The 24,233-nt window shown below is 56.4% G+C and carries 22 protein-coding genes; 11 read left to right on the top strand and 11 right to left on the bottom strand.

The window, feature by feature from the left end; all coding sequences use genetic code 11:
• The first annotated feature begins 203 nt into the window (after nucleotides 1-203).
• Together H4J77_RS15340 and H4J77_RS15345 are read left to right on the top strand one after the other, a co-directional pair.
• Nucleotides 204-2,330, top strand: coding sequence for an ATPase, T2SS/T4P/T4SS family (locus tag H4J77_RS15340; RefSeq protein ID WP_259364885.1), 2,127 nt, complete (start codon nucleotides 204-206; stop codon nucleotides 2,328-2,330).
• Between the two features lie 17 nt (nucleotides 2,331-2,347).
• A complete protein-coding gene (locus tag H4J77_RS15345) occupies nucleotides 2,348-3,436 on the top strand; it encodes an AAA family ATPase (RefSeq protein WP_218565759.1) in 1,089 nt (362 codons plus the stop codon).
• Between the two features lie 215 nt (nucleotides 3,437-3,651).
• Here H4J77_RS15345 and H4J77_RS15350 read toward each other — a convergent pair whose 3' ends face one another.
• Both H4J77_RS15350 and H4J77_RS15355 read right to left on the bottom strand, forming a co-directional pair.
• Nucleotides 3,652-3,870: a YgdI/YgdR family lipoprotein gene (locus tag H4J77_RS15350; RefSeq protein WP_123889773.1), complete on the bottom strand. Its 219-nt coding sequence runs from the start codon at nucleotides 3,868-3,870 to the stop codon at nucleotides 3,652-3,654.
• A gap of 227 nt (nucleotides 3,871-4,097) precedes the next feature.
• Nucleotides 4,098-4,316, bottom strand: a complete 219-nt coding sequence (locus tag H4J77_RS15355; protein WP_123889774.1) for a YgdI/YgdR family lipoprotein — start codon at nucleotides 4,314-4,316, stop codon at nucleotides 4,098-4,100.
• A gap of 278 nt (nucleotides 4,317-4,594) precedes the next feature.
• Between H4J77_RS15355 and H4J77_RS15360 the strand changes: the two genes are divergently transcribed.
• Nucleotides 4,595-4,807, top strand: coding sequence for a hypothetical protein (locus H4J77_RS15360; RefSeq protein WP_182249292.1), 213 nt, complete (start codon nucleotides 4,595-4,597; stop codon nucleotides 4,805-4,807).
• Here H4J77_RS15360 and H4J77_RS15365 read toward each other — a convergent pair.
• Genes H4J77_RS15365 through H4J77_RS15375 form a run of 3 tightly spaced genes read right to left on the bottom strand, consistent with a single transcriptional unit; the run spans nucleotide 4,784 to nucleotide 8,075 of the window.
• The gene (locus H4J77_RS15365) at nucleotides 4,784-5,734 is read right to left on the bottom strand and encodes an alpha/beta fold hydrolase (RefSeq protein WP_182249294.1); all 951 of its coding nucleotides are present in this window, start codon (nucleotides 5,732-5,734) and stop codon (nucleotides 4,784-4,786) included. The two genes, H4J77_RS15360 and H4J77_RS15365, sit on opposite strands and share 24 nt — an antisense overlap.
• Before the next feature lie 28 nt (nucleotides 5,735-5,762).
• Nucleotides 5,763-6,578 carry an SDR family oxidoreductase gene (locus H4J77_RS15370; protein ID WP_123889777.1) on the bottom strand — a complete coding sequence of 272 codons (816 nt, stop codon included), beginning with the start codon at nucleotides 6,576-6,578 and terminating at the stop codon, nucleotides 5,763-5,765.
• A gap of 15 nt (nucleotides 6,579-6,593) precedes the next feature.
• Nucleotides 6,594-8,075: an NAD(P)/FAD-dependent oxidoreductase gene (locus H4J77_RS15375; RefSeq protein WP_259364882.1), complete on the bottom strand. Its 1,482-nt coding sequence runs from the start codon at nucleotides 8,073-8,075 to the stop codon at nucleotides 6,594-6,596.
• 76 nt (nucleotides 8,076-8,151) lie between these two features.
• On the opposite strand from H4J77_RS15375, the gene H4J77_RS15380 reads away from it, so the two are divergent.
• Nucleotides 8,152-8,760, top strand: a complete 609-nt coding sequence (locus tag H4J77_RS15380) for a TetR/AcrR family transcriptional regulator (protein WP_182249298.1) — start codon at nucleotides 8,152-8,154, stop codon at nucleotides 8,758-8,760.
• Between the two features lie 89 nt (nucleotides 8,761-8,849).
• On the opposite strand, the gene acnB is transcribed toward H4J77_RS15380, so the two are convergent.
• Entirely contained in the window at nucleotides 8,850-11,444 is a 2,595-nt protein-coding gene (acnB, locus tag H4J77_RS15385) for a bifunctional aconitate hydratase 2/2-methylisocitrate dehydratase (RefSeq protein WP_182249326.1), read from the bottom strand.
• Between the two features lie 385 nt (nucleotides 11,445-11,829).
• Between acnB and H4J77_RS15390 the strand changes: the two genes are divergently transcribed.
• Complete coding sequence (locus H4J77_RS15390; RefSeq protein WP_123889780.1) at nucleotides 11,830-12,282, top strand: DUF1289 domain-containing protein; 453 nt, start codon at nucleotides 11,830-11,832, stop codon at nucleotides 12,280-12,282.
• 16 nt (nucleotides 12,283-12,298) lie between these two features.
• On the opposite strand, the gene H4J77_RS15395 is transcribed toward H4J77_RS15390, so the two are convergent.
• Nucleotides 12,299-13,159 carry a universal stress protein gene (locus H4J77_RS15395; RefSeq protein WP_123889781.1) on the bottom strand — a complete coding sequence of 287 codons (861 nt, stop codon included), beginning with the start codon at nucleotides 13,157-13,159 and terminating at the stop codon, nucleotides 12,299-12,301.
• Nucleotides 13,160-13,319: 160 nt separating this feature from the next.
• Here H4J77_RS15395 and H4J77_RS15400 point away from each other — a divergent pair, with 160 nt between their 5' ends.
• The 3 genes from H4J77_RS15400 (at nucleotide 13,320) to H4J77_RS15410 (ending at nucleotide 16,483) form a co-directional block, all read left to right on the top strand.
• The gene (locus H4J77_RS15400) at nucleotides 13,320-13,919 is read left to right on the top strand and encodes a tRNA-(ms[2]io[6]A)-hydroxylase (protein WP_123889782.1); all 600 of its coding nucleotides are present in this window, start codon (nucleotides 13,320-13,322) and stop codon (nucleotides 13,917-13,919) included.
• A gap of 71 nt (nucleotides 13,920-13,990) precedes the next feature.
• Nucleotides 13,991-14,866, top strand: a complete 876-nt coding sequence (locus H4J77_RS15405) for an ABC transporter substrate-binding protein (RefSeq protein WP_158611271.1) — start codon at nucleotides 13,991-13,993, stop codon at nucleotides 14,864-14,866.
• Between the two features lie 144 nt (nucleotides 14,867-15,010).
• Nucleotides 15,011-16,483 (top strand): PLP-dependent aminotransferase family protein, encoded by a 1,473-nt coding sequence (locus H4J77_RS15410; RefSeq protein ID WP_123889784.1) that lies wholly within the window; start codon nucleotides 15,011-15,013, stop codon nucleotides 16,481-16,483.
• Nucleotides 16,484-16,574: 91 nt separating this feature from the next.
• On the opposite strand, the gene H4J77_RS15415 is transcribed toward H4J77_RS15410, so the two are convergent.
• The gene (locus H4J77_RS15415) at nucleotides 16,575-17,519 is read right to left on the bottom strand and encodes a LysR family transcriptional regulator (RefSeq protein ID WP_182249300.1); all 945 of its coding nucleotides are present in this window, start codon (nucleotides 17,517-17,519) and stop codon (nucleotides 16,575-16,577) included.
• A gap of 166 nt (nucleotides 17,520-17,685) precedes the next feature.
• Here H4J77_RS15415 and H4J77_RS15420 point away from each other — a divergent pair, with 166 nt between their 5' ends.
• Nucleotides 17,686-18,894: an acyl-CoA dehydrogenase gene (locus tag H4J77_RS15420; protein ID WP_123889786.1), complete on the top strand. Its 1,209-nt coding sequence runs from the start codon at nucleotides 17,686-17,688 to the stop codon at nucleotides 18,892-18,894.
• A 191-nt stretch (nucleotides 18,895-19,085) separates the two neighbouring features.
• Here the strand turns inward: H4J77_RS15420 and infA are convergent, their stop codons facing one another.
• The 3 genes from infA to aat all read right to left on the bottom strand — a co-directional run bounded on the left by infA (nucleotide 19,086) and on the right by aat (nucleotide 20,936).
• Nucleotides 19,086-19,304: a translation initiation factor IF-1 gene (gene infA / locus H4J77_RS15425; protein ID WP_080050557.1), complete on the bottom strand. Its 219-nt coding sequence runs from the start codon at nucleotides 19,302-19,304 to the stop codon at nucleotides 19,086-19,088.
• Between the two features lie 153 nt (nucleotides 19,305-19,457).
• Entirely contained in the window at nucleotides 19,458-20,168 is a 711-nt protein-coding gene (locus H4J77_RS15430) for an arginyltransferase (protein WP_182249302.1), read from the bottom strand.
• 69 nt (nucleotides 20,169-20,237) lie between these two features.
• The gene (aat, locus tag H4J77_RS15435; protein WP_182249304.1) at nucleotides 20,238-20,936 is read right to left on the bottom strand and encodes a leucyl/phenylalanyl-tRNA--protein transferase; all 699 of its coding nucleotides are present in this window, start codon (nucleotides 20,934-20,936) and stop codon (nucleotides 20,238-20,240) included.
• A gap of 204 nt (nucleotides 20,937-21,140) precedes the next feature.
• Here aat and H4J77_RS15440 point away from each other — a divergent pair, with 204 nt between their 5' ends.
• Both H4J77_RS15440 and lolA read left to right on the top strand, forming a co-directional pair.
• Complete coding sequence (locus tag H4J77_RS15440; protein ID WP_305955060.1) at nucleotides 21,141-23,546, top strand: DNA translocase FtsK; 2,406 nt, start codon at nucleotides 21,141-21,143, stop codon at nucleotides 23,544-23,546.
• 17 nt (nucleotides 23,547-23,563) lie between these two features.
• On the top strand, nucleotides 23,564-24,208 hold the full coding sequence (gene lolA / locus H4J77_RS15445; RefSeq protein WP_182249306.1) for an outer membrane lipoprotein chaperone LolA: 645 nt from the start codon (nucleotides 23,564-23,566) through the stop codon (nucleotides 24,206-24,208).
• Nucleotides 24,209-24,233 lie beyond the last annotated feature (25 nt).

Consider the following 24,233-nt stretch of genomic DNA (forward strand, 5'->3'; position numbering starts at 1 on the left):
GAGACATCAGCTATTACCTGATGACACGGTACAACTGGCTAAGACCACATCAATTCAATGATGGTTTAGCACCTGCCAAGGCAGAGGAAAAACTTTATCCACTGTCCGGAATCAGTTGACCACTACAAACCGACCGTAATGTATTTGTTCAGCGTAAGGGAGCAGCACAGGTTTCCGGACGCGGCATTCCGACAGAAAGTACGCTGCGTCAGGTTTTGGCTGCGTGCAATATCAAACCCGAGTCTCGCGTGCTGCATCTTGGCGCGGGGACTGGCTATGGCACTGCGGTGCTGGCTCGCCTGGCCGCAGAGGTCGTTGCGGTTGAGCAGCAGGAGTTTCTGGCAACCTTTGCGCGCGAGACGCTGCGCAATCAGGGGCTGGAAAATGTCAAGGTAGTCTGCGGCGATGCTGACGTTGGCGCTCCCGATCTTGCGCCCTTCGATTTGATTCTGGTTTCCACCCCCAAGATTACCGCGCGCGAGCCGCTGTGGGATCAACTGGTGTATCGGGGTGAGTTCCTGTGCATTGAGACGGGGGAGGCATCCAAGTCACTGTTGGTGAAGTATGTGAATCGTGGGCACCATCAAATTGGTCGCCACGAGTGTGGCTACCTGGATCTTGTTTCAAGTGCCGATGAAGTCTACGTCGGGCTGGGTTTTGGTACGCGGGAGGTGCTGAAACGCGCACGTCAGCGGGCAGCGCATGAGCATACCCTGCTGATAGACGAACTCATTCATATGCAGAATCTTGATCCGGTAGCGCTCTACCAGGCTCTGTCCAAGCATTACGGTATACCTTTGGGCAGTGCGGATGAGCTGATCGCGGCGCTTGACCGCCACCTTTACGCGCAGCTGTCCCGTGCCTACCTCGATCACGAGCATGTCATCCCCATAAGCTCGGATGGCCATGATTTAAAAGTGGCCTGTCGTGACCCTAACTGCTCGATGGAGGAGCTGCAGCGGATTTTCCCCGGTCAGAAAATCCACAGGGTATTGATCACCCCTGTTGATTATCGACGTCTTTGGTCGTCACTGGATCGCCACGCGGGCTCAGTCGAGCTAATCGCCGCGCCCGCTGACGGCAATGGCGCAGAGGATTTGCTGGAGCAAAAAAAGGGTAATGCCGAGACGCGCCTGGTAGCGATTTACGAATCCCTGCTGCTCGATGCAGTGGCGGACCGCGCCAGTGATATTCACCTGGAACTGTATCCCGGTGGTGTGCGGGTGCGCTTACGCGTCGATGGTGAGCTGCGTGACCTGCACCACTATCAGATGAACGAAGAAGAGTACCGTGGCCTGGTCAACGTAGTTAAGTTGCGCGCTGAGCTGAATATTGCCGAGCGGCGCCTGCCTCAGGGCGGGCGCTCGCAGGCTCGGGTTGGCGACCAGCGTTTTGACCTGCGCGTTCAGGTGCAGCCATCGCTGCATGGCGAGCACGTGGTTATTCGGCTGCTGCCGCAGAATTCGTCACTGATCAGTATTGAAGCGCTAGGCATGCAGAGCAACATTGCTGCCGCCTACAAGCGCTTGTTGCGCAATCCGGCTGGCCTGGTGCTGGTTGTCGGGCCTACGGGGTCGGGCAAGACCACGACGCTCAATGCCGGGTTGCAGCTGCTTGCGCAGGACGTTACTCGCAAGATCATTACCGTAGAAGATCCTATTGAATACTCGATAGACAACGTGCAGCAGACGCGCGTGCGTCCGGATATCGGCTTCGGCTTTTCCGATGCGATGCGCTCCTTTGTGCGACAAGATCCCGATGTCATTCTGGTTGGCGAAATTCGCGACAACGAAACCGCGCTGGAGGCGATTCGAGCGTCACAGACCGGTCACGTGGTGCTATCGACCCTGCACTGCAATGATGCCGTGGATGCGGTGCAGCGGTTGTTCGACCTCAACGTTAATCCCAACTCTCTTGCCAGCGAGCTGCTGGCGGTGATCGCACAGCGGTTGGCCAAGCGTATTTGTGAGCACTGCAAGATCGAGGATACGCCTGACCCCGGCATCCTCAAGGAGCTATTCCCGAAGGGCGTGCCGCAGGGGTTTCGCTGCTACCGGGGCAAAGGCTGCCAACACTGCCGTGACAGCGGTACGCGGGGGCGTGTCGGGGTTATCGAGTACCTGCAATTCAACCCGGAGCTGCGCAATGCCATTTCCCGGCGCACGCCGGTTGGAGAGCTGCGCGGGCTGGCGTTGGACTCGGGGCTGTTCAGCATGCGCGATAGTGCGCTTGATCACGTCATTCAGGGGAACATTGCACTTGCCGAGCTACCGCGCATTTTGCCCCAAGAGCGCATGGCACCAGAGAAACGTGGTCAATGGCAGGCCTGAAAGGAGGGCATACAGCTATGGTGAATGAGGCAATCCAGCGGCCAGCAGCGGAAGACCGTTTCCATGATGAGTTGGCGAAGCTGCAGCAAGAAGATACCGGGCCTGTACCGCCGGGTTGGCTGTTATCTCCCCGCGCGCTCGAAGACTTCATACTGGGTAGTGCCGAGCGGGGTATAGCGCTCAAGTTTGTGGCTCCCAAGGAGATGGTCAGACGCGTTATCGTATCGCTGGCAACCAACCGCGGGGCGATGTTGATTGGCGAACCTGGCACGGCAAAATCCTGGCTCTCCGAGCTTATTGCCTGCGGCGTGTCGGGCAGTTCGAACCTGACGATACAGGGTGGTACGCTGTCGCACGCCCGGCAGCTGCTTTACGACTGGGACAACAGTCTGCTGCAACGAGAGGGGCCTTCTCTTGCAGCATTGATTCCCGGGCCGCTTTTTCTTGGCATGCAGCAGGGCAAGCTGGTGCGGTTTGAGGAGCTCGCTCGCTGCCCGCAGCACGTGCAGGATGCGCTGCTGTCGATTCTCTCTGAGCGAGAGCTGCATATACCCGAACTGCAGGGCGAAGAGAGCGTGCTGCACGCACGCGAGGGCTTCAACATTATCGCTACGTCAAACTCTCTGGATCGAGGGCTGTTTGACATGAGTGCTGCGCTCAAGCGTCGCCTTAATTTTGAAACCATCGAGCCGATTTCCGACCTGACTGCCGAACTCGATATCGTCAGTCGTGAGTCCGTCAGCCTGGCGAGACAGTCGGGCGTTAGCCTGGAGCCTTCAGCCGACATTCTGGAAATGCTGGTAACCATCTTTCATGAGTTGCGCAGTGGGCAGACGCTCAAGGGGCGCAGCACGGATAGGCTTGCCGCTGCGGTGATGTCCACCGCTGAGGCGGTCGCTGTCGCCCACGCATTGATGGTTTATGCTTTTTATTATCGTGACGGTGCGATGACAGAGGAAGATCTGATGCACTTCCTGATCGGCGCGGCGTTAAAGGATAACCCGCAGGACCGGCGGCGTGTGCGGCATTACGTTGAAACAGAGGTTGGCACCAAGTCGGGCGCCGCCTGGCGGGCACTGTATGAGCATCGGCACCTGCTCGACTGAGTCACTTATGGCGGGCGTTGCGTAATTGCTCCTGCCCGCTTGCTTTATGGATAGGCGCCATCTATTTGTTTTCTACCAATGTCTCTCACTTTTTTCTGAATCGTTATATGGCGGCATGGTATGCCGTCAATTAGATTCTGATCAGCCATAGACCGGCGATAGATCAGGCGTGGCTGGCGTATTATCGCATCCCGTTAGCGGCGCTGTGCTTGGCTTTAGCGTTGCATGATCGAGTTGACGTCTGACTGACGAATCTCTGCTGAGCGGCCTTCTTTATCTTCGTATTCGACCATGCCGGTGCGTTGGTTGAGCATGGGTTTGTTGGTTGTAGTAATCCTGTCACCGTTGCCGGTACTGATGACGTATTCGCTGGAACAGGCGGTCATGAGGACGGCTGTTAAGGAGACGAGAGCGATAAGCGCTGCATGTTTCATGGTAGCCCCTCTATGCGTATCAAGCGTTCTGCAATCAGTTCATTACAGCTAGAGCATAGCTGGGTTTTGTAAAAAACTGACGGCGAGGCGTTGGCGCAACGCGGCTAGCCGGCTGCAATACTGCATAAATGAACGAAAGAGTGTTGATATAGGGGAGGGGTGTAGCGGGTCTGACTGTTGGGCTTTAGCACTCTGGCCGACCCTGAGGTCGGCCAGAAGAGGCACTATTAACGCTCGATGATTTCTTTCACGTCTGACTGCTTGACCTGGTTGTCATAGCCTTGCTCGTCTTCGTATTCGATCATTCCGGTATCTTCATCGATCTCGGGCTTCTCGTTACTTTGGATCATCTGTCCATCTTCGGTGCGGATAATGTGATCGTTTGAGCAACCGACAACACCAAGCATGGCAATGGCACCCAACGCGGTAAGTTTCCATAGTTTCATAATGACGTCCTCTCACTGTGGGTTGTGCAAAATGTACACACAGATGACCGGCTTATGTCATTAAAGGTTCAAATGTTGCGAGAATAGCGCGGTATTTCGTCGACTGCGTCACATTAAGGCGCTTGCTTGTGTGTAAAAAATATACGATTTGCCGTCCCTGTTACTTGAGTTTGTTAGCGGGCTGAAGGCGTTCCAGCACGATCAGCCGCGTTGTTGCTCTGCCGTGGCAAGAGGGCGTTTGGGTCCGTTGCTACTGGGTGTCAGCGGTAGGCCGCTATATGAATAAGCACTATGGCTATGCGGCCGAGGTGAGCTATGGGGTAGCGTTCGGGCTGGTGAGGATTCTGATTGGCGCAGCGTTGAGGGTGCTGATGCTGAAAGTAGTGCCGTCACGCCCCAAAATACCGGGCGCGACGATTATGCTCATCGGACTGTTGCTGGTCGCACTGGACCAAGCCTTGTGCGTTTCAGCTAGCCTTGACCCGTTGTAGTACGCGGCGGATAAAGGCACTGGTCACGTCTGGTTGGGTGATGGGCAACATGTGCCCCCCGTCAATCAGCTCAAGCTCGGCGCCGGGTAGCGCATCAACCAGCGCCTGACCTTGCTCCTGTGGGTTGAGAATCCGGTCCTCGCGGCCATAGAGCACGGCAACCGGAAGGGACAGTGAGCCGTAGGATTGCTGCATGGCAGGGAGCGAGTCCGGCACGGCGTGCATATCGGTCGAGGCGGATACAAACTGGCTCGGCCGCATGCCCAGATAACCACCGCCGCGAGTAGGGAAGTCCTTGGGTACTGCCTCGGGGCCAAAGACAATGTCCATGACCTTTTCCCGGTTGCGAATGGATAGCGGAATAGCCAGCGTCCAACCCACCAGTTTGCGTAGCCACATATAGGGAATGTTCAGCGCGGCGAAGGCCTTCGAGGTTTCGCTTGGCATGTGCGTGAGCGGCGCAACCAGCGCCAGGCCAGACACCTTGTCGGGGTAACGCAGCGCGGTCGCCAGTGCAACGGCTCCCCCCAGCGAGTGTCCGACCACCAAAGGCTTATCCAGCGCGAGGGCGTCGATCAACTCGGCTACGATATCGGCCTGTACGCCAAGGTCGGCAGAGGATCTGGGGTGGCGCACCGAGTAGCCGCTGCCAGGGCGATCGATAGCAATCACCCGGTGATCTTTGGCGATATCACCCAGCACCTGGTAGCCAAAGTTTTGCGCCACCCCACTGAGGCCGTGAATCATGACAACCGAGGGGCCCTGGCCTTGTTCCAGATAATGTATCTGGTTGCCGCGGATGTTGATGAACTTGCCTTCGGGCGGCAGGCCCGCCTCGACGCGTTTGCTGATGAACCAGGTGAACAGGAAAAGCCCGACCAGGACCAGCAGGATAATGATAACGATGGCGTTGAATAGATAGCTCACGATGTATTCCTTTTACCCTTGTGCGACCTTAGTCGTTGCTGGTTGCAATGCCCGGCAGCAAGCGCCAGTAATTGACCGGTAGTAGCCGTTCCAGCCAGGAAACAATGCGCGCGTCGTTACCGACCAGAACCCGCGCTTTGTCCCGCTCGATACCGCGCAGGATGATGTGCGCAGCCTTGCTTGGTGGCATCCGCAGCAGACGCTGTGCGCGGGCAAGTTTGGCCTGCCACTGGGCTTCAGTTTCGCCTTCGGGTGAGCGTGCACTGCTGGCGATGGCGGTTGCTACGCCACCCGGATGCACCACGGTCACGCCAACGGAGGTGTCTTTCAACTCGAGACGCAGGGCGTTGGAAAAACCGCGCACTGCAAACTTACTAGCGCAGTAAGCGGTCTGGCCGGCTGGTGTGATCAGCCCAAACAGGCTGGATATGTTGATAACGCGCGCCGCCGGGCGTTGCTTGAGTAGCGGCAGGAAAGCGCGACACATGCAGACAACAGCGTCGAAGTTGATCGACATCAGCCAGTCAAAATTCTCGGTGGAGACCTGGTCAAAGTTGCCGCCGAGCGCGACACCGGCATTATTGATCAGCAGATCTACCTTGCCATGCTCGGCCATTACTGCCTCGGGCAGCGCAGCGACGGCCTCGCGATCTGCTACATTCAGGCGGTGCTCACTGACCCTGACGCCCAGCGCACGAGCTTGTGCGGCTGTTTCGGCGAGGGCATCGGTGTTCAGGTCGGCCAGTGCCAAATGGCAGTTTTTTTGCGCCAGGGCTAAAGCCAGAGCGCGACCAATGCCGCTCCCGGCACCGGTTAATACGGCAACACAGTCGTTGATCTGCATGTTTTATTATCCTTGTTATTGAAACTGCATCACGCCGTCATCCACCCGGCCGTACTGGATGGTCATTTTGTCCGCCAGGTAATTTTGATGGACCTGCCACGGCTTACGATCACCCTGCTTGGGCAGCATGCCTTCGGCGCGCTGTACATAGCCAGAGGTGAAGTCCAGGAACGGCTGCACGTTAACCGCTGGATCGCGACGCGGCACCGCCATGCGATAACCCTTGCTGTCCATGTAACGCAGCAGGCGACAGGTGTAGTTGGACGTCAGCTCGGCCTTGAGCGTCCAGGAGGCATTGGTGTAACCGAAGGTGAGTATCAGGTTGGGAATGTCGCTCAGCATCATGCCCTTGTAGGACATGCGCTCGCCAAAAACGACGTCTTCGCCGTCGACCTTGATCTGTACGTCGCCCATGGCGTTCAGCTTCAAACCGGTAGCGGTAACAATGATGTCGGCTTCCAGCTCTTCACCTGAAGTCAGACGTATAACTTTCTCGGTGAAAGACTCGATGGTGTCGGTCACGACCGAGGCGCGGCCAGCACGAATGTCATGAAATAGATCGCCATCGGGTACCGCGCACAGGCGTTGATCCCAGGGCTTGTAGGAGGGCGTGAAGTGCTTCATATCAATGCCTGCACCGACCTGTGCCTTGGCCATCTGCAGCAGTCGATCCTTGAACATGTCAGGCTTGTTGCGCGCGATGCGGTAAAAGAAGGAGCCAACGAGTACGTTTTTCCAGCGCGTGAGGCGGTGCGCGGTTGGCATAGGTAGCCATTTTTGCAACGACTGGGCAATGCCATCACTAAGCGGACGACTCACTACATAGCTGGGTGAGCGCTGCAGCATGGTGACATGCGCGGCTGTTTGGGCCATGGCCGGAACCAGAGTGACTGCGGTGGCGCCGCTGCCGATAACAACCACGCGCTTGCCGGCGTAGTCCAGGTCAGTTGGCCAGAATTGCGGATGTACTATCTGGCCAGCAAACGCCTGCTCATTGGGGAATTCCGGGCGGTAGCCCTCATCGTAACTGTAGTAACCAGCGCAGACCGACAGCAGGCGGGCCTGAAAGGACTCCTCCTGCTCATTGCCTTGTGCATCCGTGGCAATGGCGGTTACCGTCCACAGCGCCGCGTCGCTGGACCAGCTGGCATGGGTAACCTTGCGCTTGAAGCGGATGTTGTGGGTGATGCCTGATTCGTCGGCAAGATCTTCAATGTAATCCTTGATGTCAGCACCGTCGGCTATCGCCTTACGATGGGTCCAGGGCTTGTAGCTGTAGCTCAGGGTGTACATGTCGGAGTCGGAACGAATACCCGGATAACGAAACAGATCCCAGGTACCGCCAATGGCGTCGCGGCGTTCAAGGATGCGGTAACGTTTATCGGGGCACTGGTCGGTCAACGCGCGGGCGGCGCCTATGCCAGATAACCCGGCACCAATAATCAAGACGTCCAGCGGGGCAGGTGCAAATTGTTGTTGTAATGCGCTCATGGTCATATCCCTGCTATAGGTTGTGGTGACAATCTAGATTGTCATATATGATTTGGCAATACCTATTGTCAGAATTCACTTCATGAATACAGCCACTACTGCCAAGCGTCGTTATCGCGGGTCCGCCGTTGAAGAGCGCCGCGCGCAACGCCGTCAGCAATTGATTGATGCCGCCATCGAGGTATACGGCAGTAACGGCTACCGTCATTCCGGCGTCAAGCAGGTATGTGATGCGGCAGGGCTAACCCAACGCTATTTCTATGAATCGTTCGGTCACAGCGATGAGCTATTGATTGCTGCCTATGAACAGGCCGCGCGCAGCGTGCGCGAAAGCAATATGGCTGCCGCAGAAGCGGTGGGCAGTGATCGGGTGGTCAGAAGCCGGGCCATGTTGTTTGACTACTTTCAAAAGATGAAAGATGAGCCCAATCTGGCACGCCTGCTGCTGACCGATATTCGGGGCATTAGCCCGCAGGTGGATCGCGCGATTGATGATGCCTTGCGTGCCAGCAGTGATGACATGACGCGTGCGCTAGCCAAGCCCGGGCAACAGTTTGATGAAATGTTGCAGGCGGGTATTTTGGGCGGCGTTATCCATATTGCGCTGCACTGGATGGCCAGGGGGTGTGACGTGCCGGTAGAGCAGGTCACTGAAACCGCTCTCAAACTGGGTGTGGCGTTGCTGGACTAGCGTCTTTGTTCTGTCTGGTCAGCATCGCCGCCTGAACGTCAGGCATAAAAAAGCCCCGCATCAAGCGGGGCTTTTTTTCGGGCCTGTTATCAGACCTGAGCGACCGGAATGGACGCTGCAGCTTTCTGGTAAGACTCGATTTCGTTGAAGTTCATGTAGCGATAGACGTCAGCCGACATGCTGTCGATCTGTGCGGCGTAGCCCATGTATTCCTCAACGGTCGGCAGCTTGCCCAGAATAGAGGCAACCGATGCCAGCTCGGCAGAGGCCAGGAAGACGTCAGCGCCATCACCCAAACGGTTCGGGAAGTTCCGTGTGGAGGTGGAGACAACAGTCGACTTGGCAGCAACGCGCGCCTGGTTACCCATGCACAGCGAGCAGCCGGGCATTTCCATGCGTGCGCCAGCTTTGCCGTAGATGCCGTAGTAGCCTTCTTCGGTCAGCTGGTACTGATCCATCTTGGTTGGCGGAGCCAGCCACAGACGGGTCGGTAGAGCGCCTTTGTTCTTCTCAAGCAGCTTACCAGCGGCGCGGAAGTGACCGATGTTGGTCATGCACGAACCGATAAAGACTTCATCGATTTTCTGGCCAGCAACGTCAGACAGCAGACGAGCATCGTCTGGATCGTTAGGTGCGCACAGAACCGGCTCTTTAATATCAGCCAGATCGATTTCGATCACGGTTGAGTACTCGGCGTCAGCGTCAGCTTTCATCAGCTTGGGATCGGCCAGCCATGCTTCCATGGCCTGAGCACGACGCTCAAGGGTGCGTGGGTCCTGGTAGCCGTTGGCAATCATCCAGCGCAGCAGGACGATGTTGGACTTCAGGTACTCGGCAACCGACTCTTCGCTCAGGTTGATAGTACAACCGGCAGCGGAGCGCTCGGCAGAGGCGTCAGACAGCTCGAATGCTTGCTCGGCAGTCAAATGCTCCAGACCTTCGATCTCGAGGATGCGGCCAGAGAAGATGTTCTTCTTGCCTTTCTTCTCGACGGTCAGGTGACCTTGCTGGATCGCAAAGTAAGGGATCGCATGTACCAGATCACGCAGGGTGATACCGGGCTGCATTTTGCCCTTGAAGCGAACCAGAACGGATTCCGGCATGTCCAGCGGCATAACGCCAGTAGCTGCGGCGAAGGCAACCAGGCCAGAACCGGCAGGGAAGGAGATACCCATCGGGAAGCGAGTGTGTGAGTCACCACCGGTGCCGACGGTGTCGGGCAGCAGCATGCGGTTCAACCAGCTGTGGATGATGCCGTCACCGGGACGCAGCGCAACGCCACCACGGTTGTGGATGAAGTCGGGCAGGGTGTGGTGAGTGGTCACGTCGATTGGCTTGGGGTAAGCCGCAGTGTGACAGAAAGACTGCATAACCAGATCAGCCGAGAAGCCAAGGCAAGCCAAGTCTTTCAACTCGTCGCGGGTCATCGGGCCAGTGGTGTCCTGAGAACCCACGGTGGTCATCTTCGGTTCGCAATAGGTGCCGGGGCGAATGCCTTCGACGCCACATGCCTTGCCGACCATCTTCTGCGCCAGGGTATAACCCTTGGTGCTTTCAGCGGGCGGTACTGGCTTACGGAACAGATCAGAAGGAGACATGCCCAGTTCGGCACGGGCTTTCTCGGTCAGACCACGACCAATGATCAGCGGAATACGGCCGCCAGCGCGGACTTCATCCAGCAGAACCTGGGTTTTCAGTTCGAAGGTGGTGATGACTTCGTCAGTACCGTGCTTGCAGACTTTGCCTTCGTACGGATAAACGTCGATCACGTCGCCGGTGTTCATTTCGGAAACATCGAACTCGATCGGCAGTGCGCCAGCATCTTCCATAGTGTTGTAGAAGATAGGTGCGATCTTGTTACCGAAGCAGAAGCCGCCAGCGCGTTTGTTGGGCACATACGGGATGTCGTCACCGAAGAACCACAGTACGGAGTTGGTAGCAGACTTGCGTGAAGAACCAGTACCCACAACGTCGCCAACGTAGGCAACCGGGAAGCCATTGGCTTTCAGTTCTTCAATTTGCTTCAGCGGACCAGTAACGCCTTGCTCCATTGGCTCGATGCCTTCACGGGCCATTTTCAGCATAGCCAGTGCGTGCAGCGGGATGTCGGGGCGTGACCAGGCGTCAGGTGCTGGCGACAGGTCGTCCGTGTTGGTTTCGCCGGTGACCTTGAATACGCTCAGGCTGATTTTGTCAGCCAGCGTTGGGCGATTGGTGAACCACTCGCCGGCAGCCCAGGATTGCATGACGGCTTCAGCGTTGGCGTTGCCTTTCTTGGCGCGGTCAGCAACGTCGTGGAAAGCATCAAACATCAGCAGCGTGTGCTTCAGTTCTTTTGCGGCAGCTGAGGACAAATCAGCATCATCGAGCAGCTCAACCAGAGTGGCGATGTTGTAACCGCCCTGCATGGTGCCGAGCAGTTCAACAGCGCGCAGTTTGGTCAGTAGTGGGGAAGTTGCTTCGCCTTTGGCGACGGCGGAAAGAAAGCCGGCCTTGACGTAAGCGGCTTCGTCAACGCCCGGTGGGACGCGGTTGGTAAGCAGATCAAGCAGGAACTCTTCTTCGCCAGCTGGCGGGTTCTTCAGCAGATCTACCAGACCAGCGGTTTGTTCAGCGTTCAGCGGCTGAGGCACGATACCCAGGGCCGCGCGCTCTTCAACGTGTTTGCGATAGGCTTCAAGCACAATTATTACCCTCATCAGTCTGTTCCGTACATGACAGAACGGTCATCCTCTCGGATCCCGGGAAGCACTGAATAAGCATCTTGGGTAAAGGGAGTTATTCAGTGCTTCCCTGTATGCCGACAATAAGACTGGTACAAACGAACGCCCGATATAGTGGGGGGCAACCTGGGTAACTGGGTTGGCAGATACGGAACGGGTTGCGGGCAAACGCCTGAGACACAGCCCTTACGGCGAGGTGATTCTACAGTAAGCAGGGGGGTAAGTTAAGTTATGGATGCATTCTTGCCACGTTGCGATGCTGACCGGACAGTCTCATTGGGAATAGGCCGTGGCTGGTTTAGTATAGACGCTCGCCCGATTCGCCTAACTGACTCAGAGAAACCGGATGTCCGATCTGCCTGACTACACTCGTACTACGCCTTGTATAGGCCTTTGCTCTACCGTCTACGGGGATCTGGTGTGCCGTGGTTGCAAGCGTTTTAGTCACGAAATTATTGACTGGAATCGCTACGATCATCAGCAAAAGGCAGCGGTCTGGCAGCGGCTGGAGCAATTGCTTGAGCAAGTGGTGCTGTCACGTATTGAGGTTGTGTCAGTGGTGGCGCTGCATGGCGCACTGGAGCGACTGCAGATAAAAGCGCCGCGAGAGGCTTCATTGGCATTGCAGGTGCTGCGATTGATTCCTCGCCTGCAGGACGATGGCCTGGAAACGAGTGGTTTGCGATTGCGTCGGCATTGTGCGGGCCTGAGCCTGAAGCAGTTGCGCGATGAATTGGATTCGGCCTACTTCGACCTGTCCAGCGCTTACCATGAGCGCCGTATCGGCACTGCAGGGTAAGCGCGAACGCTCAGGTCTACTTCTCCAACAACGATTCCAGATGATCGAGTGTGTCGTCGGGCTTGAGCACCAATACATCGGTATTGAGCTGATCAAGCACGACTTCGGCGGTGTTGCCAATTAGCGCGCCGGCAATGCCTTTGCGGCCAACGGTGCCGATCACGGTAACGCTAGCGCCAATCTTGTTGGCAACGAAGGGGATCAGCGTGTCTGCTGGTCCTTCATCAATGTGCAGGCGGTCCTGGGTAATTGCATACTTGTTCAGGTACTCCGCGGAGGCGTCCTGATAACTGCAGGCGATAGTTTCGCGCAGCTGAAAGGTCGGGTCGGCAGAGGACAGCATGGGCGCCGGGTGAGCACTGATCAGATGCAGTGCGCCGTCGATCATCTCGCTTATCTCGGCAGCGTGGCTAACGATGGTGTCGTGCAGCACGTGGTGCTGATCGTCGTGGTTGCCCAGGTCGATAGCGGCCAGTACATTGCCCTTGATCCAGCTCTCGCTGTTTTTCACCATCAATACCGGCGCGGGACAGTAGCGCAGTAACTTCCAGTCTTCAGGGGTAAGTAGCGCCTTGCGCAGCGCGCTATCGGGCAGATGTTGCTTGACTACCAAGCCACAGCCTTCACGCACTACGGTGCGATTGATTGTTTCGGTAAGTCCGTTGTGCCAGCTTTGGCTAAAGCCACAGGTGATCCCTGCCGCTTTCATCTGATCGGCTAGCTCCTGCAGCAGCGGCGTATAGTCTTCGCGATTCTCGCAAACCAGCAGATGCAGTTCGGATTCGATGAAACTCGCAATCAATGATGCGCGCTTTAAAGCAACCTGCTCGGTCTGCGATGGATCAATGACAACCAGAATACGTTTGACTGCTTGCATGGCGTTCTCCTTGTTTTAGCCTGTGGCGGTAACTGTGTGTCTGGCTTCAATGTAGCCCGTTTTCACTGCGATAGCATTGATTCAAGTCTATACAGGCGGCTGATAACACTGCCCAAACAGGTATACTGTGCCGCATTAATACTGCCACGAACAGATTGCCATGCTGCCCGATGAACTTGTTGCCTTTTTACCCTGTGCCACCCCGGATGCCTGGGTTGAGCAAGCGCTTGCCCACCCGCAGGAGCTGCTGATTGATCATGCAAACTGCGAGAAAAAAGCGGCCTCGACTGCACTTAATCTGATGTTTCGCTATATAGATAAGCCGGATCTGCTGCAGAAAATGTCGCGCCTGGCGCGTGAAGAGTTGCGCCATTTCGAGCAGGTGATAGCGCTAATGACCAAGCGCGGGGTGACGTACCGTGGGTTATCTGCCAGCCATTACGCGCAGCGCTTGCGTCAGCATGTGCGGACCGTGGAGCCAGGGCGGCTGGTTGATACCCTTATTGTTGGCGCCTTTATTGAGGCACGTTCCTGTGAGCGTTTTGCCAAGCTGGCCCCGCATCTGGACGAGGAGCTTGGCGATTTCTATCGGTCGCTACTGAAGTCCGAAGCGCGGCATTATCAGGACTATCTGAAGCTGGCGCATAGCTACGCCGCTGGCCCTATCGATGACCGAATTGCGCTCTTTTCCGAGCAGGAGGCGCAGGCGGTGCTGGCCGATGACCAGGAGTTTCGTTTTCACAGTGGTGTGGCGGCCTGATAGGCTGCAACATTATCGCGATCATGCCGCCTATGGCATGGCTGCTTTCTCTTAATTGCGGGAGTGATTTAATGCATCAGCGCCACGCCAGAAACCGCCGCTTTACCCCTATTGCTTGCATGATACGCACAGCGTTTGCCGCTGGGGCACTGTTGGGTGCTGCTGGCAGCATGGCCGCGGAGAATGTCTGTGAACGTGTTGTCGTGACCGGCAATCCAGACTATCCGCCGATTATCTGGGCGCCGGAGCAGGGCGAGCAGGCGTTAACCGGCGTGGCGGTGGAGATGCTGCAGTCGGCGCTGGCGGCGAGCGACATCAAGGTGGAAGTGCTGAATATGGGGACGCGTGCCAAGGCGCTGGCGGCGGTGGAAAGCGGTCAGGTTGATATTATGGCAGGGCTGTTCATGTCGCGTGAACGCTTAGCGAGTATGGACTATGTCTACCCCGCGATCATGGATGTGCCTAGCGTCTTCTTTGTTCGTCGTGGTGCCGCTTTTGCTTACACCGGCTGGCAGGATTTGCGCGGCAAGCGCGGTGCTGCGCAGGAAGGCAGTCGCTTTGGTCTGTCGTTTGATACCTATGCCAAGGACAACCTTGCGCTGGAACGGGAGGCAACGGGCGAAGCTGCGTTGCGTAAGCTGTTGGCGGGTAAGCTCGACTACGTTGTGCTGGAGCGCTACCAGGGGCTGGCGCTGGCTCAGCAAATGGGCGTGGATGAGCAATTGGATACGCTGGAGGGTTCTTTTATCAATGCGCCTCTGTACTTCGGCATATCGCATAACTCGGTCTGTAACTCGCCGGATCTGCGTGCAGCGCTGGCATTGGGTATGCAGGAGCAGGCTCAGCGTAATGAAGGTCGTCGCTTGCTCGATAAGTATCGTGGCATCTGGGCTGCGCCCTTCATGCCTGCGGTCGAACCGGCAGCTGAAATTCCGCTGGAAGAGTAACAAAAAGCCTTACAGTCTGTTTGCTGCTAATCTGTACTGGTCATCTGTGTTGTATCTGTCACTGTTGCGGTGCTGCCTGGGTCGTTAAGCTGCAACGTTGTCCATATATTCAACGTGGGCGTTTATGCCGGGAGGGCAAACGCAATGACCAGTCTGCTGTACCAGAAAATCGCCAGCCAGTTGGCTGAAGACATCCAAAGCGGCGTATATCAGCCGGGTGAGCGGGTGCCTTCGGTGCGAAAGCTTAGTACACAGAAAGGGGTGAGCCATGCGACCGTGCTGCAAGCTTACGCCACGCTGGAAGATCAGGGGCTGATTCATGCTCGACCACAGTCCGGCTATTACGTACACCAAACTCCCGCACTGACCGCACCCACGCCGGCTATTGCGCGGGTGGAAGCACCCTACGCAGTAACGCGCAGCAGTATCATCACCGAGATTCTGCTCCAGGCGCGTCGAGACGGCGTTATTCCTTTGGGCGCTGCGGTGCCATCCAGTGAGTTCTTACCGCTGCGCGCCTTGCATCAGCAAATGAGCAAGGTGACCCGTTTCCATGCCCAGAAAGCCTTCAGCTATACCTTTAGCCCCGGTTACGAGCCGCTGCGCCGTCAGGTTGCCATCCGCATGCGCGATGCCGGGGCGGTTATTGATCCCGCTAACGTCGTCATTACCAACGGGTGCGTTGAGGCATTGCAGCTGTCATTACGCGCAGTCACCAAGCCGGGTGATCTGATTGCGACGGAATCGCCCAGTTATTATGGGCTGGTTCAGCTGTGTGAGCTGCTGGACCTCAAGGTGGTAGAAATTCCATCTGATCCGGACACCGGCTTGAGCCTGGAAACGCTGCAGTCCGCGCTCGATCAGTGGCCAATCAAGGCGCTGGTATTGACCTCCAGGGCGGGCAACCCGATGGGAGCAACCATGCCTGAGCACCGGCAGCGCAAGCTGGTTGCGATGATGGCGCGGCGTAATTTGCCGGTCATTGAAGACGATATTTATGGTGAGTTGATGTTTGATCACGGCCAGTCAAAGGCGCTCAAAGCCTTTGATTGCTCGGATACGGTGATCTATTGCTCGAGCTTTTCAAAAACCATTTCGCCTGGCTTGCGCGCTGGCTGGTTGATCACCAAGCGCTACCAGGAGCAGATCGAGAAGCTGCAGACCTTCACCACATTGTCAGCCTGCAGCGTGAGTCAAATGGCGGTCGCGGCTTACCTGGAGAACGGGGGGTATGATCGGCATCTTCGCCACATCCGTCAGGAGTACTGCAAGAACCTGAGCCTGTTTCAACTGGCAGTGCAGCAGTTCTTCCCGGAGGGTACCCAGATTACGCGGCCCAAGGGCGGGTTTATTCTCTGGATCAGTCTGCCGGGCGGGGTTGATACGCTGACGCTATTCAATCGTGCCTTGCAGCACAATATCAGTATCTGTCCGGGGGTCGTATTCAGTAATTCGGATCAGTTCAATCATTGCTTGCGCTTGAATTGCGGCATTCCCTGGAACCGGGCGGCAGAGCAGGCGGTAATGACCTTGGGCGTGTTAGCCAAGCAGTTGCTGCAGGAGCTAGAGCCAGTTGAGCGGGGCGTTGAGCTGGAAGGTATAAGAAAGGTATCGTGATTTATATCAGGTGCTTATGAGGCTTATTTAAAGTAATTAAATAAAAAAGGCAGCCGGTAAAAGGCTGCCTTTTTCGTTATCCCTCAATGCTTTAATGCTGCGCTGCAGCTGCCTCGCGTGCCTTGAGGTATTGGCGCTTCAGTTGCTGTGACAGCTCAATGATCTGTTCGCGCATCCAGCGGTTGGCTGGGTCCTGATCCGTGCTCTCGTGCCAGAACAAGTGGGTTTCAATCGCTGGCACGTCGTCAATCGGCAAGACAGTCCAGTGCAGATCGTGGCGTTCGGCAAAGCGCTCGTGCACGGTCAGCACCATATCAGTCGATTCCAGTACTGGTGGCGCCATCTGGTAATGCTGCGAGCGCATGACTACGCGGCGCTGAATGCCCATTTTGCCAAGAGCCAGATCAACGTGACCCAGGCCATTGCGACGACTGGAGATATGGATATGTGACTGCGCCAGATAATCATCAAGCGTGATCTTGTCCTTCTTCGCCAGCGGGTGCCCCTTGCGCATAACGCAGACGTGGCGATCTTCAAACAGCTTGACGTGGCGCACCTGGGTATCGGTGTTGAGTGGTGCGTCAATGGCAAAGTCCAGGCGCCCGGCAGCCAACTCCTTGGTTGTTTCCCTGCGCTTGATCAGGAAGCTGTCTATATTGATATTGGGTGCCATGCGGCGAATACGGCCAGCCAAGTGCGGCAGAATGACGGCTTCAGTGAGGTCGGTCATGCTGATGCGATAGGTTTTGGTGGCCTGTTCAGGCACGAAGCTTCGGCTTTCTTGCACCGATACACGCAGCAACTGCAGCGCACTGCGAACCTGGGTGATGATGTTCTGCGCCATTGGCGTCGGCACCATACCCTGCGCGGTGCGAACAAACAGCGGGTCATTAAAGGTTTCACGTAGACGAGCCAGTGCGTTACTGACTGCCGGCTGGGTGATGCCGACAATTTGCCCGGCGCGGGTGAGGTTGGCTTCTGTATAGATTGCGTCAAACACAATGAACAGATTCAGGTCGACCTTACTGAGGTTCATCGCAACTTCCTTACTAAGATGGCTCAAGACGATACAAACAGGTCTGCGGACGAGTGAAGTATATATTGCTTATGAATGTTAATACACGACAAAAATAGGTTAGATAAATCGAGCTATGTCATCTAGCATTTTCATCGTCGATACCCAACAAGCAAAGGCAACCAATATGGATTTCGGATATTCCCCCAAGGTTAAAGATCTGCGCGAGCGTGTAGACGCTTTCATGCAGGAGCATGTTTTTCCGGCTGAGGCCATCTTTCACGAGCAGGTTGCCGAGGGCGATCGCTGGCAGCCTACCGCCATCGTGGAAGAACTGAAAGTCAAGGCGCGGGCCGCGGGCTTGTGGAACCTGTTCCTGCCCGAATCCGAGCTGGGTGCTGGTTTGACCAACCTCGAGTATGCGCCACTGGCTGAGCTGATGGGCCGGTCCGGTCTGGCGTCTGAGGCATTCAACTGCAGCGCGCCTGATACCGGTAATATGGAAACCATCGTTCGCTACGGTAACGAAGAGCAGAAAGAGCGCTGGGTCAAGCCGCTGCTGGCGGGTGAGATTCGCTCCTGCTTCGGTATGACCGAGCCAGGTGTTGCTTCTTCCGATGCAACCAATATGCAGGCCAATGCTCGTCGTGAAGGTGATGAGTGGGTGATCAATGGTCGCAAGTGGTGGACCTCCGGTGCCTGTGACCCACGTTGCAAGGTCATGATCTTTATGGGTCTGACTAATCCCGATGCGCCACGCCACCAACAGCACTCGATGATTCTGGTGCCAATGGATGCGCCCGGTTTGAAAGTTATTCGTCCGTTGCCGGTATTTGGTTACGACGATGCGCCGCACGGCCACGCTGAAGTGCTGCTGGAAAACGTACGCGTTCCTTATGAAAACGTATTGCTGGGTGAAGGTCGCGGTTTTGAAATCGCTCAGGGTCGTCTTGGGCCAGGTCGTATTCACCACTGCATGCGCTCTATCGGTGCTGCAGAACGTGCACTGGAACTGATGTGCCGTCGCTCGGTTGAGCGTGAAGCCTTCGGTAAGCGCTTGGCACAGTTGGGCGGCAATATCGATCTGATCGCCGAATCACGTATCGAGATCAACCAAGCTCGCCTGTTGACCCTGAACGCGGCTTACATGATGGATACCGCAGGTAACAAGGTTGCCAAGAGCGAAATCGCTCAGATCAAGGTTGTAGCGCCTAACGTGGCTCTGCGCGTGATCGATCGTGCGATTCAGATGCACGGTGGTGCGGGTGTATCGGAAGATACGCCGCTGGCGCACATGTACGCCATGCAGCGCACGCTGCGCTTGGCTGACGGCCCGGATGAGGTTCACCGTGCCGCCATCGGCAAGCATGAGCTGGGCAAGTACATGTCCCGTTAAGCAGTCTGCGATAACAAAAACCCGCTCCTAGTGAGCGGGTTTTTTGTGTCTACGAGTAAGTTAAATCTGGTTGGATACGATACCCGAAAAGCAGACGCAGCAACGCTCACCCGAAATAACAATCCGGATGAAGCGGCGGGTTTAACGTTGCTGTAGCCGAGCGGAGGAGGGTGCGCGGCCGGGCTGACTGATTAGCGGGCGCGGTAGGTGATGCGACCTTTAGTCAGGTCGTAGGGCGTCAGTTCAACGCGAACCTTGTCACCTGTTAGGATGCGGATGTAGTTTTTGCGCATCTTGCCTGAAATGTGGGCAGTCACGACGTGGCCGTTTTCCAGTTCAACTCGGAACATGGTGTTCGGCAGGGTGTCGATGATGGTGCCTTCCATTTCAATACTGTCTTCTTTCGCCATTAAGCAATGACCTCTTGGGTTTGTTCACAGGCGGGCGTTTAAATATTAATACCCGCAAAAAAGGTGAGCAATTGTGCCTGAAAAACTGCCAAAGCGCCAAGTTTGACGGACTTTTTTTAATAGGGGGTGTGCTTCAGGTGCGGCGCAAGGCAATTAAGTCAGGCGTACCCAGCGTTGGTTGACCAGCATTTCGATGGGGCGGTACTCGGTCTTGTAATTCATCTTGCGGCAATCCTTGATCCAATAACCCAGATAAACCGAATCCATTTCCAGGTCGCGGGTGTGCTGGATTTGCCAGAGAATCGCGAAGCGTCCCAGGCTGCGCTTGTGTTCCTGTGGATCAAAAAAGGTATAGACAGCCGAAATGCCGTTGACCATCTGGTCGGTAACAGCCACTGCCAACAGCTTGTTATCCGCATCGCGAAAGGTGAAAAAACGACAGAAATTCCAGTCCTTGACCAGAAATGATTGGAACTGATCGCGGCTGGGCGGGTACATATCGCCGTCAGCGTGCCGTGCACAGATGTAGCGTTGATAGAGATCGTAGATCTCGTCGCTGGGTTCCGGGCTGGCTTCCGTTACGTGCAGGTCGCGATTTTTCTTCAGGATACGTTTCTGCTGCGAGTTGGGCTCGAATTCAGCAACGGGTATGCGCGCCGGTATGCAGGCGTTACAGGCGCGGCAATGCGGGCGGTAGAGATGGTCACCACTGCGGCGAAAGCCCATTTCTGAAAGCTCGCTGTAGGTTTCGACATCCAGCGGCTGCTGTGGATCAAGAAACAGGGTGGTGGCCTGCTCGCGCGGCAGGTAGCTGCAGGGGTGGGGGTGTGTCGCGTAAAACTTGAGTTGAGACAAGTCGGTCATGGTCTGGCTCCCGGCGGCTTGTGATTCAGTATAGGGCCGCCGAGCAGAGCCATCAAAGACTGATTGTGTTTACTCTGGGCTGAGCGGCCGCCAGTTGGATGGCGCCTGCTGCGGGCATAGCGTTGCTAGCTGCTGCAGAAAACCTGCCCGGGGTAGACTGCGAGCGCCCAAGCTGAACAGGTGGTCGGTGGGCATCTGGCAGTCAATCAGCATAAAGCCGCATGCTGATAAATGCTGCGCCAGGCTGATGAAGGCCAATTTAGATGCGTTGGTGCGGAAGCTGAACATCGACTCGCCAAAAAAGGCGCGGCCCAGTGCCAGGCCATAGAGGCCACCAACCAGTTCGCCGTTGTCCCACACTTCCACCGAGTGCGCGTGGCCCAGTGTGTGCAGTTTTGTATAGGCACTCTGCATGGCTGGCGTGATCCAGGTGTCATCGGTGTCCCGCCTGGGCGCAGCGCAGGCGGCCATCACGGCAGGGAAGTCCTGATCCATGGTGACCTTGAAGGGGGTTTGGCGCATGAACTTGCGCATGCTGCGTGAGATGTGCAGTTCGGCGGGGGCTAACACGGTACGTGGATCGGGGCACCACCAGAGAATGGGCTGTCCAGTCGCGTACCAGGGGAATATGCCGTTTCGGTAGGCCGAGAGTAGTCGCTCTGGTGACAGGTCACCGCCGGCGGCCAGCAAGCCATTGGGTGACTGCATCGCGCGACGCGCCGGCGGGAAGTCTGTGCTGTGTGCATCCAGCCAGGTCAGTTGACTCATGGGCTCCTCAGGTGCGTTTCATCGTTCAAATGGTTTATCAAAATAGCCTTATAAGTTATTGTCCTTCATACAGAAAGACAACCTGCCAGCGGGAACCAGTCGACCTATAAATGGTCAGGGTTAACGCTATTGTGCACTGTGATTGTGAAAAGCACTGGCAGAGGTCGTACAATAATCGCCTTAATCACGATGGAAGCTTCCGTTTTGAAGGATACAGCAGCCCAGAAGAACCCGATTGCGTGGCGAGAGCAACTCTCACTGCGATTGCGCGAAGGCGCCCTGTTGGCAATGATAGCGCTGTGCCTGTACTTGTGCATGGCGCTCTTTACTTACAGTTCCGCTGATCCCGGCTGGACCCGCAGCGCTGGGCCGGTAACGGTGCAGAATGCGGGCGGGCGGATGGGTGCCTGGATTGCCGATGTTTTATTGCTGACCCTGGGCTACCTAGCTTTTTTGTTTCCGCTGATTGTCGGCGTCAAGGTCTGGCAGATGTTTCAACGTCGCCACCTGCCTTTCGTTTGGAATGGCTGGCTGTTTTCCTGGCGTCTGATTGGCTTTGTATTGACCCTGCTGGCAGGCACGGCATTGGCTGCGCTGCATGGTACGGCGCCCGAGCACTTCCCTGAAGGCGCGGGTGCAGGCGGTGTACTAGGGCAGCTGTTGAGCGACTTGGCGCGCCCGGTACTCAACATGCAGGGTAGTACCTTGCTGTTTCTGACGTTGTTCTTGTTCGGTATTACCGTTTTCACCAATCTGTCCTGGTTCCGGGTGATGGATCTGACGGGGCGCATTACCCTTGATTTGTTCGACCTGGTTAAACGTGCCTGGGTCCGCTGGCGTTCACGTCGCGCCGACGATCGCCTGCGTGACGACACTGCTGCACCAAGGCCGGTGAAGGCCTCGTCGGCACGCCAGGAGCCTGCCTTCAGTGCGGAGGAGCAGCGCAAGGCAGATGCCTCACGCGCTCAGCGTCAGGAGGCTCAAGCCAAATACACCGCAGCGCGGGAAAGCCGCGTGCCGCCGGAAATTGTTCCGCTGGATACCAAGCCAGCCGAGCCGAGTGTGCGTCTGCAGAAAGAAAAACAGTCCAAGCTCTTTACCGACAGTGTGGAGCCGGGCTCGTTGCCGCCGATTTCACTGTTGGACCCTGCGAGTAAAAGGACCAAGGGCTTTTCAGCTGAGTCGCTGGAAGGCATGTCGCGCCTGCTGGAAATCAAGTTGAAAGATTTCGGCGTTGATGCCGAAGTCGAGAAGGTGCAGCCAGGTCCAGTTATTACGCGTTTTGAAATTCAGCCAGCACCGGGCGTCAAGGTCAGCAAGATCTCCAATCTGGCCAAGGATCTGGCGCGCTCACTGGCGGTGATCAGTGTGCGGGTAGTGGAAGTGATTCCGGGCAAAACCACCGTGGGTATCGAGATACCCAACGAGGATCGCGAGATCGTTCGCTTGTCTGAGGTGCTGGAAACGCGGGAGTTTGATGACGCGCAATCTCCGGTCACCCTGGCTTTGGGGCATGACATTGGTGGCCATCCGGTGATGGCCGACCTGGCCAAGATGCCGCATCTGCTGGTAGCCGGTACCACTGGCTCCGGTAAGTCGGTCGGCGTTAACGCTATGCTGCTCAGTATTCTGTTCAAGTCTACGCCGGAAGAAGTACGACTGATCATGGTCGATCCGAAGATGCTGGAGCTGTCTATTTACGAGGGCATTCCGCACCTGTTGGCGCCCGTGGTCACCGACATGAAAGAAGCCGCCAACGCGTTGCGCTGGTGTGTGGCCGAGATGGAGCGGCGCTACAAAATGATGGCGGCGCTGGGTGTGCGTAACCTCGCAGGCTATAACCGCAAGGTGAAGGATGCCGAGAAGGCGGGTGCACCGCTGCGCGATCCATTGTATCGCCGTGAGAGCATGGAAGATGAGGCTCCGGAACTTGAAGCTCTGCCAGTGATCGTAGTGGTAATCGACGAATTCGCCGACATGATGATGATTGTTGGTAAAAAGGTCGAAGAACTGATTGCCCGTATTGCACAGAAGGCACGTGCGGCGGGCATTCATTTGATTCTGGCAACGCAGCGTCCTTCAGTGGACGTCATCACCGGTTTGATCAAGGCTAATATCCCGACCCGTATGGCGTTTCAGGTATCCAGTAAAATCGACTCGCGCACCATTCTTGATCAGGGTGGCGCTGAGCAGCTGCTGGGCCATGGTGACATGCTGTATATGCCGCCGGGGACCAGTTTGCCGGTTCGTGTGCATGGCGCCTTTGTCTCGGATGATGAGGTGCATCGCCTGGTTGAAGAATGGAAGAAGCGCGGTGCGCCAAACTACATTCAGGACATTCTTGATGGTGCCGATGATGGCGCTGGCAGTGGCGGCTATGAAGGCAGTGCAGATAGCGGTGATACCGAGGAAGATGCGCTTTATGACGAGGCTGTACGCTACGTAACTGAAAGTCGTCGGGCCTCGATCTCTTCGGTACAGCGCAAGCTGAAGATCGGTTACAACCGCGCCGCCCGTATGATTGAAGCCATGGAAATGGCGGGCGTCGTGACCTCAATGAGTACCAACGGCTCGCGTGAGGTGATTGCACCTCCGCCGGTCCGTGATTAACGGAGATTGTATCCACTATGTTGAAATCCTTGCTGCGCGGCCCTGTTTTGCTGCTGTGCGCCTGTGTGCTGGCTATGCCAACAATGGCCGCCGATACTGATCAGGAAAGCGCAGCCAAACGCTTGAATGAGCTGTTGTCCGCCGCCAACACCATGTCTGCTACCTTCTCGCAGATGACGCTCAGCTCCAATGGTTCAAGCCTGCAGGAAACCACCGGTCAGGTGACGCTGCAGCGTCCAGGCATGTTCCGCTGGCATACCGATGCGCCCTTGGAGCAAGTGCTGGTCTCCAACGGGAAAAAGATCTGGTTGTACGATCCGGATCTGGAGCAGGTCACCATCCAGGCGCTGGATCAGCGCCTGACGCATACGCCCGCGTTATTGTTGTCTGGCGACGTCAGCACCTTATCCGAGAATTTTAGTATCAGCTGGCAGGAGGGCAGCACGGTCGATGATTTTGTGCTCTCGCCAAAAGCCAGTGACACTATGTTTGAGACGCTGCGTCTGTCGTTTCGCGACGGCGTCATCAACGATATGCAGCTGAATGATCCTATCGGTCAGCGCACCAATATTCTGTTTCAGGGTGTCAAGCTGAACGAGCCGGTGGATGCAGGCCAGTTCAATTTCACTATCCCGGAAGGGGTTGACGTCATCAGTGAGTAACGGCGGCCTGTTCGCTGCTCCCGCG

It is taken from the genome of Pseudomonas sp. 5Ae-yellow (assembly GCF_014077575.1).
Lineage (GTDB): Bacteria > Pseudomonadota > Gammaproteobacteria > Pseudomonadales > Pseudomonadaceae > Halopseudomonas > Halopseudomonas neustonica.